The sequence below is a fragment of the Mycobacterium sp. genome (genome assembly GCF_032159765.1).
Taxonomy (GTDB): Bacteria; Actinomycetota; Actinomycetes; order Mycobacteriales; family Mycobacteriaceae; genus Mycobacterium.
On record NZ_JAVHWM010000128.1, the window covers coordinates 1 to 14,537 of the forward strand.

Genomic DNA, 14,537 nt, shown 5'->3' on the forward strand with positions numbered 1-14,537 from the left:
ACGTCCTCGGCACCGGAGGAGTACGTCGTCGGCTCGGCCGCCGCGGCGTCGGCCTGCTTGGCCTCGGCCTGCTGCTTGACGTGGGCCTCCCAGCGGGCGTGCGCCTTGGCGTACTGCTCCTCCCAGATCGCCCGCTGGTCGTCGAAGCCCTCGAGCCACTCGCCCGTGTCGGGGTCGAAGCCCTCGGGGTAGATGTAGTTGCCCTGCTCGTCGTACGACGCCGTCATGCCGTAGTGGGTGGGGTCGAAGTCCTCGCCCTCCGCGGCGGTGGCGGTCTCGTTGGCCTGCTTGAGCGACAGCGAGATGCGGCGACGCTCGAGGTCGATGTCGATGATCTTGACCATCACGTCGTCGTTGACCTGGACGACCTGCTCGGGGATCTCGACGTGGCGCTCGGCCAGCTCGGAGATGTGCACCAGGCCCTCGATGCCCTCCTCGACGCGGACGAAGGAGCCGAAGGGCACCAGCTTGGTGACCTTGCCCGGCACGATCTGACCGATCGCGTGGGTGCGGGCGTACAGGCGCCAGGGGTCTTCCTGCGTGGCCTTGAGCGACAGGGAGACGCGCTCGCGGTCCAGGTCGACGTCGAGGACCTCGACCGTGACGTCCTGACCGACCTCGACGACCTCGCTCGGGTGGTCGATGTGCTTCCAGGACAGCTCGGAGACGTGCACCAGGCCATCGACCCCACCGAGGTCGACGAACGCGCCGAAGTTGACCACCGAGGAGACGACGCCCTTGCGCACCTGGCCGCGGGCCAGCTGGTTGAGGAACTCGCTGCGCACCTCGGACTGTGTCTGCTCGAGCCAGGCGCGGCGCGATAGCACGACGTTGTTGCGGTTCTTGTCCAGCTCGATGATCTTGGCTTCGAGCTCTTTCCCGATGTACGGCTGCAGGTCGCGTACCCGGCGCATCTCGACCAGCGAGGCGGGAAGGAATCCGCGCAGCCCGATGTCGAGGATCAGCCCACCCTTGACGACCTCGATCACAGTGCCCTTGACGGCCTCGTCCTTGTCCTTGAGAGCCTCGATCGTGCCCCACGCGCGCTCATATTGCGCGCGCTTCTTGGACAGGATCAGCCGACCCTCTTTGTCCTCCTTGGTGAGAACAAGCGCTTCGACCTCGTCGCCGACCGAGACGACCTCGTTCGGGTCGACGTCGTGCTTGATGGACAGCTCGCGCGAGGGAATGACGCCTTCGGTCTTATAGCCGATGTCGAGCAGGACTTCGTCACGGTCGACCTTGACGATCGTCCCTTCGACGATGTCGCCATCGTTGAAGTACTTGATTGTCTTGTCGATGGCGGCGAGAAAATCCTCGCTCGAGCCGATGTCGTTGACGGCTACTTGCGGCGAGGTGACGGAGGGACTGGGCATGTTGTTGGGTTGCTCCGGACAGGTTGGGTCGTAGGGACAAAAGGCATGGCGTTGACCGCGAACAAAGTCGCGGACCTCTGTCGAGGCTACTCGACTGTGCACACGCTGGACAAACCGGTCCTCACCGTCCCGATGGGACTGTCCCATGCCCGCACGCTGCTCTAATGCCCCTGACCCGTCTGGTCAGTGGTATGTGACGTCCAGCGGGTGCCGTCCCAGTACCTCAGGAGTCGCGGATTGCCGCTCGGGTCGGGATACCAGCCAGCTGCCTTCGCAGGCTGCGGCGGCTTCTCGGCCGGCTTGACGGGCGGGGCAGCTGCCGGCTTAGGGGCCGATTTCTCAGTACCCAAGATCGCGTCGATCTCGGTGACCGTCTGGAACGCGACCTCCGGCCGACGGCGCAGGTCGCGCAGCAGTTTGCGGATGTCGCTGCGTACTGTTTCGTCGTCTTCGTCGCGCAGGCCCTGACGTAACTGGATGAGTATTCCGGCCTGGTCGGAATAGCGAATTGTGGCCTCGCCCTCGATCGTCTGACCGAGCTTTTGCAGGTATTCATACGGAATGCGGGGCGGGTCGGGCAGTTGTTCGGGCAGGGGCTGGCGTTGAGCGGCGAGATCCTGAAGAGCCAGAAGCAGGCGGATCCCGGTCCGCACCGTCGGCTCTCTGTAGTCGACCATCTGCATCGAAAAGATCGGGTCGACGCGGTAACTCTCCACCTCGGAGATCTGAATCGGCAGGATCGGTATGCCCAGCGCACGCGCGTAGGTGATCTCGGCCTGGCACGGCTTGGACCGCAGCGATTTGTCCGAGAGCGCTAAGACGAAAACGTCCGCCTTTCGGATCTGCTCGAGAATCTTTGCCCACCACGCGTCTCCGCCGGTGAGGTCCTGATCGAGCCACACTTGTTGGCGAGCGAACTCCAGGTCGGACACCAAAGTCCGCACCGCATCGCCGTCGGCGGTGGAGTAGCTGATGAAAATGCTCACTGAACAAACCTCACCTGGTCATGATGACCCAGCGCGCAAAATCACGCAGGAATTATCGTCGGGTTCGCCAAGCGCTGGTCCGGGCGACTACTCGAGGACGGCGATCTTGCACAGCTTCCATCGGTACGCCTCCTCGGACAGCGTGATCAGGCGGACCGAGGGCCCACCCGCGTCGATGGTCACGGTCACTTTTGCGGCCGCACCCATCAGGTCGACCTCGTCGATAGATTTCAGCGTCTCGGGTGAGCGTTTGATCTCGTCGGCGAACGCCTTCGAATCCTGCTTCTTGTACCTGTCCCGCAAATCGCCGCAGGTCGCAAGGATCACTGCGTCGCGATCACCGGCTGTCCGTTTCTGGTAATAGTCCTCAACGGCTTTGCGGGCATTGGACTTGTCTTTAGCGAGATCCTTCTTTTCGGCGGTCGCAGGATCGTCGGCGGGCCTGTTGCAGATCTTCCACGCGCCTTCAAGCTTGTTCAATCCGACGGTGTGCCTTTGCTGGCCGATCTCCTCCAGCCGGCCTCCTTGGCTGTGCCCGAGCTCAACGGCGGTAGCCCGGTCACCGGAGATCTTGATGTCCTGGACCTGCTCGACCACGTATCGTCCGTCGACGTCGACGGACTGCTTTGCGAGGGCTTTGATCTGCCCATCGGTCTTGTTCTTCAACGCGAACTCGGCTAGCGGCGCGCACACCGTCGTCTTGAACTTTGCGACGTCGGCGTCCTGAGCGCTGGCGTAATACGTCTTGATCACTTCAGTGATCTCGCTCTGGGGAGTCGCCTTCTCTTCGGAGGGCTTCAATAGGAAGTAGGCTGACGTGGCCGCGCTTGCGATAACTACAACAATGGCGGCCACGATGGCAATCACCTTCCACCGGTTGCTCTTTCGGCTGCCGGGCGGTGGCGTCGGCGGTTCCTCGGCCTGACTCTGCGGCTCGCCGGGCAGCGGCTCCGAGGATTCCTCCGCAGGCTCATTCGTTTCCGACATCATGCCCACCCTCTGTCACTGTGCACTATCCCGAGTAATGCGTGCGGCATTCCGCCAGTCCCTTTGCCAATCCGTACCGAAAGGCGTCGGCACGGTCGAACCCGCTTCTCAGCGTCACGCCGTTCACATCGCTCGCGACGAGACCGTCAGTGAGCAGCCCGGACAGTGCCTCGTCCGGATCGCCGGGCGACAACACCAGCTTTGGGCCGGCCGTCCCTTCGGCCAGCCCAGTGGCCCAGGCTCCCACAAAGCACGTGTTGCGGCGCGCGGCGTTGTCGCCCTCCAGCGGCTCCCCCGCCTGCTTTTGCGCGGCAAGCGCGTACCGGGAAGCCAGAAGAACGTACGCTCCAAAGTCGCCCGTCGCGACCGGGTCGAACATCTCGTCCGTCTGGACCACCTTCCCGAGAGCAGTGAGGCCGGCCATGTCGATGCCGATCGAATTCGTTGCGGGGCAATATGAGACCGGCGGGGTGGCCTTACCGTCAGGGCAGTGCTGGTCGGCACCGGCGTAGGAAATCTTCGGCGGCTGAGAGAGTTTGAAGAAAGTGTTCAAGGAATCGATGACGTCTCCAACCGATTTCTCGGTCACCGGGAGTTCGCCCGAGTCCTTCAGATCCGCGAAGACCTGCGGCAAATCGCCTCGGCGCCTTTGGATTTCGTCGAGGTCGATCTTCGTGCAAGCGCTGGGGCCGTCAGTGAACCCCATCTGGAAGGCACTGACGCGATCGATGCCGGGTCCATGTTCCATCTCGCCGACATTCATTCTCGCGTACTCGGGCGGCGTGCGCACCGCCATGATGGCGGCCATCGCTTGGGACAAGCCGTCGGTGGTGTTCAGCGTGAAGTGCTCGGACTTGCCCTCGGCCACGCTGCGCATGAAGGCGCCGGCGAAGCAGTCGGCCTGCTGCTCGAGCACTAGCGAAACCGTCGAGGAATTGGTCAACAGCGACTTGTGTTGGACGGCGTGCCCATACTCGTGGGCAAGGACCACAAGCGGTGAGATCACCGAGATGTTTTTGATCAGGTCGGGAATCAACTTTCCGCGGTCCCAGGCAATCCCATCCGTGCCCTTTTCGCATTCGGAGGCGTAGTACGCGTTCGGATCTCCTGCGGCATCGCCACCGCACACGATCGCGGTGGGTTGTGTCGAGTCATACGACTCGAAGTGCGTGACCGGCACCAAGTCCTCATGGAACAGTTTCGGATATTCGGTGCGCCAGTACTCCTGGACATCGGCGATCGAGTTGATCATCAACACGTCGGCCTCACCACCCGTGGCATTGACCACATCGAGGTGTGCCGGCGGTACGCCCTCCCGTGGACCGCTCGGCCCGTCTGTCAATGGAAGCCCGGCCACGGTCGATGGACTGTCCGACTTTGGCTTGGTGTCTGGCGGCTTTGAACATCCAAGCGCGAGAACCAAAATCGCGGCGACGGCGACGGTGCCCCGGGCGGAGAAGGAGGTGCAGCCAGTCATCGGTCTCAGCGCTTCTCGGTCGGTTGGCCGATGAAGTTGACGATACATACCTTCCACTTGCCTTCCTCCCGATTCAGCGCGGCGCCAAACGGGACGGAAATGTCGTCCGTCTCCATGATGAACTTGGCCTTGGCGGCATCCTGATTGACGGTGATCTCGTTGACCGACGAGACGGTCGAGCCGGTCAGCTCGTCAATACCCGAGTAGACCGCCCAAAATTCGAGGACCCGTTGTCTGCATTGATCCGGCTTCGCGGCTTCGGCCAATGTCAGCTCTCCGGCGCCCATCGCATTGGCGAACGGCACGATCGCGTCTTTGACGGCGGCCTTGTCGGTGAGTTGCGCTTGCTTGCGCTCAGTGGCGAGATCGGGCTTGGGCAAATCGCAGATCTTCCACGACCCGTCTTGTAAAACCACGTTGACTGTCTCGTGCTGAGCTCCGACGTCGGCGCCGGGGCCCCCGAGGGAATGGCCGGTGAACGCGACGTCAGCGGTGCCATCGGACACCTTTATCTCATCGAACCAGTCGACGATGAAGCGTCCGTTCTTGTCAACGGCCTCCCGTTGCGTCCTGGCGAAGTCTCGGTCGCTGACATCCTTTAACTCGTCGATGTTCTTGGTGCAAAGGGCCGACTTGTAAAGAGCTAAGTCGCCGTCCTGCGCACGGTAGAAATTGTCGATGGTCTGTCTGATCTCGCGTTGGGGGCTCGGCAGGTCTTCGGCGCTCTTGTTTTGTTCGCCATTGCCACCACCACATGCTCCAACCGTCAGCATCGATGCCGCTGCTACGACGGCGAATCCGCTTCTGGCCCACATCTAGTCGGCTCCCCCGTTCGTCCGAATTCGCCCGAGATCGACGGGTACGCGGTGAGCGGTAAGCCTAACGCGCTGCAGGACGCCATCGGTGCGGTTTTAGGAATTCGGGCGGTGCGCGATTGGTGGACATTCGTCGGACTGGGTCCATGATCGTCAACGAACGCAGAACCGAACGGTAACCTGCTTTCGTGGCTCACCCCGGCTCGCCGCAACCACCCCGGGCCTCGAGCCCGCCATTTCAGCGGCGGATCCGGCAGGTCGGTGTGCCTCTCGGCGTAATCATCGCGCTCGGCATCCTTGTCGGGCTGATTGCGATCCTTCTGACCGCGACGAACCCGGTCGGCACCACCGTCGGCTTCCTCCTCGCCACGATCGCCATGATCTTCGTCGTGCTGGCTTACCTGTGGTTGGACCGCTGGGAGCCGGAGCCACCGCGACTGCTGGTATTCGCATTCCTTTGGGGCGCGTCGGTCGCCGTCATCGTCTCCTATCTCAGTGAGCTAGCCCTCGACGCGATCATCGGCCACGGACGCGAGGGACCGAACCCGATTTCGATCGCGATTGGTGCGCCCTTCATAGAGGAGGCGGCAAAGGGCGCATTTCTCCTGCTCATGATGACGGGCCGGCGCCGTGATGAGATGAATTCACTTACCGACTGCCTGGTGTATGCGGGCGTCACCGCAGCGGGTTTCGCGTGGTTGGAGAACGTCCTCTACATCAGTGAACGCGGGCTTGTCACTGCCGCCGTGCGGCTGATCATGGGTCCGTTCGCGCATCCGCTGTTCACGTCGATGACGGGCATCGGCGTGTATTTCGCTCTGCAGCAGCGCAATCCCGTCGCCAAGTCCGCTTGCATTCTGCTCGGCTACACCGGCGCGGTCGTCATGCACGCGCTATGGAACGGGTCGGCGGTGTTCGGGGGCGGTGCCTATCTCCTGGTCTACCTGGTATGGATGGTGCCGATCTTCGGGCTGATGGTCTGGCTCGCCATTGCGAGCCGCCGTCGAGAGCAGCGCGTGGTGGCGAGCAAGCTGCCCGGCATGGTGCAGGCCGGTCTGGTCACGGCCAATGAGGCGACCTGGCTCGGCTCACTGCGCACGCGCAAGGAGGCGGTACGCGAAGCCACGCGGCTCGGAGGTCCGCAGGCAGGAAAGTCGGTCAAGAATTTCGCCTCCCAGGTAGTAGAGCTGGCTTTCGTCCGTGACCGTCTCGAGCGGGGGTTCGGCGACGCGCGTGTGGCCACGCTGCAGACCGAGGAGGCGTACGGAGTGTACGGCGCACGGGCAGCCGCGCCGATCTTGCAGACGATGGCCGGATACCAAGCACCGCAACGTCGTTAGTGCGCGGCCGTGTCCCAGCTGCGGCCATATCCCACGGACACTTCCAGCGGCACGTCGAGCGGATAGGCACCGCCCATCTTGTCGCGGACAAGCGCTTCGACCGCGTCACGCTCTCCGGGCGCGACCTCGAACAGCAGCTCGTCGTGCACTTGTAGCAGCATCCTCGATGCCAGCGCTGCATCCTTCAGAGCGCGGTCGACCTCGATCATCGCCACCTTGATGATGTCGGCCGCGCTGCCCTGGATAGGCGCGTTCAGCGCGGCCCGCTCGGCGGCCTCGCGCACCTGGCGGTTGCTGCTGTCCAGTTCGGGCAGATAGCGCCGACGGCCCAGCACCGTCGACGTGTAACCGTCCTTGCGGGCCTGGTCGACGACCTCGTGCAGGTAGTCGCGCACCCCGCCGAACCGCGCGAAGTACTGCTCCATCTGGTCCTTTGCCTCTTCGGTGGAGATCTTGAGCTGGGCGGCCAAACCGTAGGCGCTCAGCCCGTAGGCCAGCCCGTAGGACATCGCCTTCACCCGGCGCCGCAGCTCCGGCGTGACCTCCTCGATCGGCACCCCGAACGCGCGCGACGCAACGAACGAGTGCAAGTCCTCGCCCGTGCGAAAGGCCTCGATCAGGCCGTCGTCGTGCGACAAGTGCGCCATGATCCGCATCTCGATCTGGCTGTAGTCGGCGGTCATCAGCTCCGCGAAGGGGCCATCGTTGCCAACGCCGACCACGAACGCATCGCGGATCTGGCGGCCCGCGTCGGTGCGGATCGGGATGTTCTGCAGGTTCGGTTCTGTCGACGACAACCGTCCGGTGGCCGCGATGGTCTGGTTGAACGTGGTGTGGATACGGCCGTCGGTGGCAACAGCATTCAGCAACCCGTCGACGGTGACCTTCAACCGGGTGACGTCGCGGTGGGCCAGCAAGTGCTGCAGGAATGGGTGGCCCGTTTTCTCGTACAGCGACTGCAGCGCGTCGGCGTCGGTGGTGTAGCCGGTCTTGGTGCGCTTCGTTTTCGGCATCTCCAGTTCGTCGAACAGCACCACTTGCAACTGTTTTGGCGAGCCGAGGTTGATCTGCTTGCCGATCACTGCGAACGCCGCCTCAGCGGCATCGCGTATCTGCTCGGCGAACTGATGCTGCAAGTCGGTCAGCTGAGCGAGATCGACTGCAATCCCGGCCTTTTCGATATCGGCAAGCACACGCTGCACGGGCAGCTCCATGTCACCGAGCAGCGACGCGCATTCCATGCGCTCCAGCTCGGCGTCCAGCGCCTCCGCCAGGTCGACAACGGCACGGGCCCGCAGGATCTGGGTTTGCGCCGCCTGGTCGTCGACTCCGTCGCTGTCGTCGAGTAGCGACAGCTGTGCCTGCTCGGGATTGTCGGCACGCAACTCGCGCCGCAGGTACCGCAAAGACAGGTCCTCCAACGTGAAACTGCGCTGGCCCGGCCGGACCAGGTACGCGGCGAGCGCCGTGTCGGAGGTGACCCCGCGCAACTGCCAGCCGCGAGACGCCAGATCGTGCATCGCCCACTTCGCCTCGTGCGCGGCCTTCGGCTGATTTTCATCAGCGAGCCACTGACCGAGCGTGGTCTCGTCGTCGGGGGTCATCGTCGTGGTGTCGATGTAGGCCGAGTCGCCGTCGGCGGCGGCGATCGCCACCGCGGTTGCATCGCCGTCGGCGACCGTGTGAGTGCCCACGACCGATACGCCGGCCCGCCGGCCATCCGCGGCATGCTCAGCGAGCCAACCGGCCACACTGCCGGGTTCCAGTGCGCCGCCACGGATATCAAATCCCTCGTCGACCTCCGGCTCGACCGCCGCCAAGGTGTCGAACAACCGATCGCGAAGCACCCGGAACTCCAGATCGTCGAACAGCCGGTGGATGTGGTCGCGATCCCACGGCTGAACACGCAACATGTCGGGCGTCTGGGCAAGCGGCACGTCGCGGATCAGATCCGTCAGCTCCCGATTCAACACAACGTGAGAAAGGTTTGCGCGCAATGCATCTCCGACTTTGCCCCGCACCGACTCGACGTTGTCCACGAGGGACTGCAGCGAGCCGTACTCCGAGATCCACTTCGACGCCGTCTTCTCCCCTACCCCCGGAATGCCCGGCAGGTTGTCGCTGGGGTCACCGCGCAGCGCAGCGAAGTCCGGGTACTGCTGCGGCGTGAGTCCGTACTTCTCCTGCACGGCATCCGGCGTGAAACGGGTCAGCTCGCTGACACCCTTGCGCGGATACAGCACGGTCACGTCGTCGGTGACCAGTTGCAGCGAGTCACGATCGCCCGTGACGATCAGCACCCTGAACCCGGCCGCCTCTGCCTGCGTGGTCAAGGTGGCGATCACATCGTCGGCCTCGAACCCAGGCTCGGCGAGCACGGTGATGCCAAGCGCGACCAGCACCTCCTTGGTGATCTCGATCTGGCCGCGGAACTCATCGGGCGTCGACGACCGGTTGGCCTTGTACTCCGGGTATCTCTCCGACCGGAACGTCTGCCGGGACACGTCGAAAGCCGCCGCGACGTGCGAGGGTGTCTCGTCGCGCAGCAGGTTGATCAGCATCGCGGTGAAGCCGTAGACCGCGTTGGTGGTCAACCCGCCCTGGGTCTTGAAGTTCTCCGCAGGCAACGCGTAGAACGCCCGGAAAGCTATTGAATTGCCGTCCAGCAGCATCAAAGTGGGCTGTTGACCAGGCTCGCTCTGCCCGTATGCGGTGGGCGCTTTGGAAGCTGTCCGTGCAGGGCTCACGGCCCCACTCTAGGCACCCGCTCCGACATCAGGTCAGCGGTCGCTCGTTCGCGACGTCGTACTCGACCACGCTCGCCGATGTGATCACGGCCATCTGCTCGCCGCTGGGCCCGCTGCCGCGAAATGCCGCAACGGCTGCCTGCGATTCCCAGCGTTCGAACACGTTGACGCGATCGGGTTCGACGAGGTCGGCGGCGATCGAGAAGTCCAGACACCCCTTGGCCTGCCGGGCCTGGGCGACGACATCGATGCATCCCCCGAGATAGGCGTCCCGCTCCTCGGATGGCACCACCAGGTGTCCGGCGACAATCACCATGTCCGCACTCCTTACCGTCGAGGGACAGACCCTGCGCGACGGCCGAACTCATCGCGGGCGCGCCCGCGTCGAACTGGAACACGTTTCAGTTTTCCGTGGTTGATGGGTAATCTGGCGTCGTGCCAGAAGCTATTGACGAGGCGAAACCCGCGATCGACGGGTGGTTTGCCACCGACGAGTCCGGATCACCGCACCTGATCGGTAGCCGCTGTCCCGCTTGCGGAACATACGTCTTCCCGCCGCGGGCGCTGGACTGCCCGAACCCCGCATGCGAGAGCTCCACTCTGGAGCCGGTCACACTGTCACGGCGCGGAACGCTGTGGAGCTATGCCGAGAACCGCTACGCCCCGCCGCCGCCGTATCCGGCCCCCGATCCGTTCGAGCCGTTCGCGGTTGCCGCCGTGCAGCTCGCCGACGAGGGGCTCATCGTGTTGGGCAAGGTCGTCGCGGGCACGCTTGCCGAGGATCTGACGATCGGCATGGAGATGGAGACGACCATCGAGGCGCTCTACCGCGACGACGACGGCGTCGAGCGGACGACCTACGCGTGGAGAATCGCATGACACCTGAACCCGTCTATGTCCTCGGCGCCGGGATGCATCCGTGGGGTAAGTGGGGCAACGACTTCACCGAATACGGCATGATCGCAGCTCGGGCGGCGCTCGCCGAAGCCGGGGTGGACTGGCGCGACGTTCAGTTCGTCGCCGGCGCTGACACGATCCGCAACGGCTATCCCGGCTTCGTCGCCGGCGCGACATTCGCGCAGAAGCTGGGCTGGACAGGGGTGCCGGTCAGCTCGAGCTATGCCGCGTGCGCCAGCGGTTCGCAGGCACTGCAGAGCGCCCGCGCGAACATCCTCGCCGGATTCTGCGACGTCGCGCTGGTGGTGGGCGCCGACACGACCCCGAAGGGCTTCTTCGCGCCGGTCGGCGGCGAACGCCGCAACGATCCCGATTGGCAACGGTTCCATTTGATCGGCGCGACGAACCCGGTGTACTTCGCGTTGTTGGCCCGCCGCCGCATGGATCTCTACGGCGCCACCGCCGAAGACTTCGCGGCGGTGAAGGTGAAGAACGCCAAGCACGGACTGTCGAACCCGAACGCGCGATTCCGCAAGGAAGCCTCGGTGGAAGATGTACTGGCCAGCCCGGTGGTCGCAGATCCGTTGCGGCTGTTGGACATTTGCGCGACGTCCGATGGCGCGGCGGCTCTCGTGGTGGCCAGCGCGGAATTCGCCCGCAAGCACCTCGGTTCGCTCGACGGAGTTCCGTCCGTGCGGGCGGTGAGCACCGTGACCCCCCGCTACCCACAGCACCTGCCTGAATTGCCCGATATCGCAACAGATTCCACCGCCGTTGTGGAAGCACCGGAGCGGGTCTTCAAAGACCAGATCATCGACGCCGCGTACGCCGAGGCGGGCATCGGGCCTGACGACATCGGGGTTGCCGAGGTATACGACCTGTCCACAGCGCTTGAGCTTGACTGGTATGAGCATCTCGGGCTCTGCGACAAGGGCGAGGCGGAGGTCCTGTTGCGCAGCGGCGCAACCACGATCGGCGGCCGCGTGCCGGTAAACCCGTCTGGGGGGCTGGCCTGCTTCGGCGAGGCGATCCCGGCACAGGCCATCGCCCAGGTGTGCGAGCTGACCTGGCAGCTACGCGGGCAAGCCACTGGCCGTCAGGTCGAGGGCGCCACAGCGGGCATCACCGCGAACCAGGGCCTGTTCGGCCACGGGTCGTCGGTGATCGTCGCGCGCTGACGGTTACTCCACCTTGTAGATCCATACCGTCGGGTTCGTCAGCTCGCCTGTGTCAGTCCACTGGTATCGACGAGCCACGCCGTCGCCTTTGTAGTGCCGCATCCAGTCGAGCATCTCGGGCCTCACCAGCTTTCCGGCGTCGATGCCCTCGAGCATGATCGTGGCCAAGTCGTAGCCCTCCGCACTGTAGGCGCCTGGGTTCACGCCGAACTTCGCCCGGTATTCGTCCACAAACCACTCAGGAGCAGGAGCGCACGGGCACGACACCAGAGCCCCTTTCGCGGCGTCGTCGGCGTGCGTCGCGAAATCCCCGTCCGCGATGCTCTGCACCGACACGAACGTCGCCCTGACGTTGCCCTCACGCAGGCGGCGCGCGAACTCGGGCGCTCCCGCATACGACCCCGCGCGAACAACGACATCCGCGCCCGCGGCTTTGATGCGCTCGATCACCTGCCGAATCTCCGTGTCGTCAGCGGCAATTGACACACGACAACCCGTGGCCGCGAGGGCGCCCAACGTCGCCATGGCAGCATCGGCGACCCCAATTCCGTACGACGCGCCGTCATCGACCAAACAGGCGGCTTTGACGTGGAGGGCTTCCTTCAGGTAATTCGCCACCGCACGGCCCTGGGCCTGGTCGCTGGCGACAGCACGAAAGAACGTCTGCCGCCCGTGTTCCGAGAGATTCTTCTTGGACGCCGAGGCGGTGGCAGCCGGAATCCCGTTGTCCTCGAACAAGGCTCCTGCCGCCTCTGCGGTGCCGGAGAACGTGGGGCCAATCACCCCGACGGTGTACGCGTCAGCGATGATTTGCGGCGCGAGCTCGGTTATCCGCGCCGCATCACCACCCGTGTCGAAGGCTTTGATCTGAACCTGACAACCAGGGTTGGCGGAGTTGTGGGCGTCGACTGCCAGTCGCACGCCGTGTTCGGTGTTGACTCCGGCCTCGACATCGGGGCCGGACAGTGCGCCCGCCACCGCGATGGACAACGGCGGGCATACCGCCTTGCCGGTGCCCGCGGGATCGGCCGGCTTGCGATCGCCCGTCGCGACCGCCATCCCGTCTCCGGTGATCTGGGCTTGGACGACGACGCGGTAGCCGTGGGCCTCGAGCCGAGCGACGAGCATGGCGGCCAGCGCGAGCAGAATGACGCATCCGACCGCAACCGTCAAGCGGACCAGGCGTCGACCTCGTGACCCCCTTCGATCCTCAGGCGTATCGCTCACCGATCAGGCAACACCTAGGTACGCGGCACGGACCGCGTCGTCATCGAGAAGTTCTCTCGCAGGCCCTTCGCGGGTGATGGTGCCGGTTTCGAGGATGTACGCGCGGTCGGAGCGGCTCAACGCCTGCTGGGCGTTCTGCTCGACAAGCAGCACCGTCGTGCCCTGCTGGTTAATCTCGGCGATGATACGGAATATCTGCTGGATCACCATGGGCGCCAGCCCCATTGACGGCTCGTCGAGAAGCAGCACCCGCGGCCGTGCCATCAGCGCCCGGCCAATGGCGAGCATCTGCTGCTCGCCGCCCGATAGCGTGCCGCCGACTTGCTTGCGCCGCTCCCCCAACCGGGGAAATGTCTCGAAGACCCAGTCCAGTTTGGCCCGGCGCTCAGCCTTCGACGGGAACTTCCTTCCGTAACAGCCCATTTCGAGATTCTCTGTGACCGTCATCCCCGGGAACACTCCACGACCCTCGGGGGCCTGGATCAGGCCGTCAAGCACCCTTTTGTGCGCTTTCATCTCGGTGATGTTGCGGCCCTCGAACCAGATCGAGCCCTTGCTCACTTCGCGCAGCCCCGATATCGACCGCATCGTGGTGGTCTTGCCTGCGCCGTTGGAACCCAGCAGAGTGACGAGCTCACCTTCCCGAACAACAAGCGAAATCCCGTGCAGTGCTTCGACCCGGCCGTAGGACACGACCACATCGCGCAATTCGAGCAACACGTTTGGATCATCCGACGTCGTCATCGGGCACCCCCAAATATGCGGCGATCACCTTCGGGTCCTCTCGGATCTCTGACGGCAGGCCATCGGCGATCTTTCGGCCAAACTCCAACACGATGATCCGGTCGGTGGCGTTCATGACCACCCTCATATCGTGCTCGATCAGCAGCACGGTGTACCCGTCGTCACGAATCTTCTTGACCAACTCGACCAGACCCGCTTTCTCTCGCGGGTTGAACCCGGCCGCGGGCTCGTCGAGACACAGGAGTTTCGGTTCCGTGGCCAGCGCTCGAGCGATCTCCAAGCGCTGCTGGTTGCCGTACGAAAGATTCTTTGCCTTCTCCTCGCCGCGGTCTGCGATGCCGACGAATTCGAGTAGTGCGGCTGCTCTTTCGATGGCGTCGCGCTCTTCGCGACGGTGGCGCGCGCTGCGAATGATCGCACCCGGCACCGACGTCTTGTGTCGCGCGTCGGTACCCACGACAACGTTCTCCAGTGCGGTCATCTCGCCCCACAGCCGGATGTTCTGGAACGTGCGCGCGATGCCGCGTCGGGTGATCTGGTGGCGCTTGATCCGCCCGAGCGGCGCGCCGTCGAAGATGACCGTGCCCGCGCTCGGCCGATAGACCCCAGTGATCGCGTTGAAGCACGTCGTCTTGCCGGCGCCGTTAGGCCCGATCAAACCCAGGATCTCGCCTCGTCGTATCGAAAAGGTGACTGAGTCAAGTGCGACCACGCCGCCGAAACGGACAGTGAGATCGACTGTCTCGAGCAGGGTTTCACCCTC

Annotated in this window: 13 protein-coding genes; 3 read left to right on the forward strand and 10 right to left on the reverse strand. The window is 64.2% G+C overall.

Annotation, left to right across the window (positions count from 1 at the left end; genetic code table 11):
• The 5 genes from rpsA to QOH60_RS14110 form a co-directional block, all read right to left on the reverse strand.
• On the reverse strand, positions 1-1,376 hold a 1,376-nt coding region (rpsA, locus tag QOH60_RS14090; RefSeq protein ID WP_526421298.1), incomplete at its 3' end, for a 30S ribosomal protein S1.
• A 161-nt stretch (positions 1,377-1,537) separates the two neighbouring features.
• Positions 1,538-2,362, reverse strand: a complete 825-nt coding sequence (locus tag QOH60_RS14095) for a TIR domain-containing protein (protein ID WP_526421300.1) — start codon at positions 2,360-2,362, stop codon at positions 1,538-1,540.
• Between the two features lie 87 nt (positions 2,363-2,449).
• Positions 2,450-3,349 carry an Rv0361 family membrane protein gene (locus tag QOH60_RS14100; protein ID WP_526421302.1) on the reverse strand — a complete coding sequence of 300 codons (900 nt, stop codon included), beginning with the start codon at positions 3,347-3,349 and terminating at the stop codon, positions 2,450-2,452.
• Between the two features lie 25 nt (positions 3,350-3,374).
• Positions 3,375-4,706, reverse strand: a complete 1,332-nt coding sequence (locus tag QOH60_RS14105; protein ID WP_526421304.1) for a metallopeptidase — start codon at positions 4,704-4,706, stop codon at positions 3,375-3,377.
• A 125-nt stretch (positions 4,707-4,831) separates the two neighbouring features.
• Positions 4,832-5,641 carry an Rv0361 family membrane protein gene (locus QOH60_RS14110; protein ID WP_526421306.1) on the reverse strand — a complete coding sequence of 270 codons (810 nt, stop codon included), beginning with the start codon at positions 5,639-5,641 and terminating at the stop codon, positions 4,832-4,834.
• Positions 5,642-5,829: 188 nt separating this feature from the next.
• Between QOH60_RS14110 and QOH60_RS14115 the strand changes: the two genes are divergently transcribed.
• A complete protein-coding gene (locus QOH60_RS14115; RefSeq protein WP_526421308.1) occupies positions 5,830-6,981 on the forward strand; it encodes a PrsW family intramembrane metalloprotease in 1,152 nt (383 codons plus the stop codon).
• On the opposite strand, the gene polA is transcribed toward QOH60_RS14115, so the two are convergent.
• A complete protein-coding gene (gene polA / locus QOH60_RS14120) occupies positions 6,978-9,653 on the reverse strand; it encodes a DNA polymerase I (RefSeq protein ID WP_526421321.1) in 2,676 nt (891 codons plus the stop codon). The genes QOH60_RS14115 and polA overlap by 4 nt on opposite strands.
• Before the next feature lie 103 nt (positions 9,654-9,756).
• Positions 9,757-10,044: a putative quinol monooxygenase gene (locus QOH60_RS14125; RefSeq protein ID WP_526421310.1), complete on the reverse strand. Its 288-nt coding sequence runs from the start codon at positions 10,042-10,044 to the stop codon at positions 9,757-9,759.
• A 131-nt stretch (positions 10,045-10,175) separates the two neighbouring features.
• Here QOH60_RS14125 and QOH60_RS14130 point away from each other — a divergent pair, with 131 nt between their 5' ends.
• Complete coding sequence (locus QOH60_RS14130; protein ID WP_526421323.1) at positions 10,176-10,607, forward strand: Zn-ribbon domain-containing OB-fold protein; 432 nt, start codon at positions 10,176-10,178, stop codon at positions 10,605-10,607.
• Positions 10,604-11,803: a lipid-transfer protein gene (locus tag QOH60_RS14135; protein ID WP_526421312.1), complete on the forward strand. Its 1,200-nt coding sequence runs from the start codon at positions 10,604-10,606 to the stop codon at positions 11,801-11,803. The genes QOH60_RS14130 and QOH60_RS14135 overlap by 4 nt, the downstream gene beginning before the upstream one ends.
• A gap of 3 nt (positions 11,804-11,806) precedes the next feature.
• Here QOH60_RS14135 and QOH60_RS14140 read toward each other — a convergent pair whose 3' ends face one another.
• The 3 genes from QOH60_RS14140 to QOH60_RS14150 all read right to left on the reverse strand — a co-directional run.
• Positions 11,807-12,976 (reverse strand): branched-chain amino acid ABC transporter substrate-binding protein, encoded by a 1,170-nt coding sequence (locus QOH60_RS14140; RefSeq protein WP_526421314.1) that lies wholly within the window; start codon positions 12,974-12,976, stop codon positions 11,807-11,809.
• Positions 12,977-13,033: 57 nt separating this feature from the next.
• On the reverse strand, positions 13,034-13,774 hold the full coding sequence (locus QOH60_RS14145; protein ID WP_526421317.1) for an ABC transporter ATP-binding protein: 741 nt from the start codon (positions 13,772-13,774) through the stop codon (positions 13,034-13,036).
• Positions 13,758-14,537: ABC transporter ATP-binding protein (locus QOH60_RS14150; RefSeq protein ID WP_526421319.1), on the reverse strand; the 780-nt coding region annotated here is incomplete at its 5' end. The genes QOH60_RS14145 and QOH60_RS14150, both read right to left, overlap by 17 nt.

Bases quoted from the DNA above. Each gene is read 5' to 3' on its own strand.
- QOH60_RS14100 (WP_526421302.1), bottom strand. From the start codon at position 3,349: ATGTCGGAAACGAATGAGCCTGCGGAGGAATCCTCGGAGCCGCTGCCC.
- QOH60_RS14110 (WP_526421306.1), bottom strand. From the start codon at position 5,641: ATGTGGGCCAGAAGCGGATTCGCCGTCGTAGCAGCGGCATCGATGCTG.
- polA (WP_526421321.1), bottom strand. From the start codon at position 9,653: ATGCTGCTGGACGGCAATTCAATAGCTTTCCGGGCGTTCTACGCGTTG.
- QOH60_RS14125 (WP_526421310.1), bottom strand. From the start codon at position 10,044: ATGGTGATTGTCGCCGGACACCTGGTGGTGCCATCCGAGGAGCGGGAC.
- QOH60_RS14135 (WP_526421312.1), top strand. From the start codon at position 10,604: ATGACACCTGAACCCGTCTATGTCCTCGGCGCCGGGATGCATCCGTGG.
- QOH60_RS14145 (WP_526421317.1), bottom strand. From the start codon at position 13,774: ATGACGACGTCGGATGATCCAAACGTGTTGCTCGAATTGCGCGATGTG.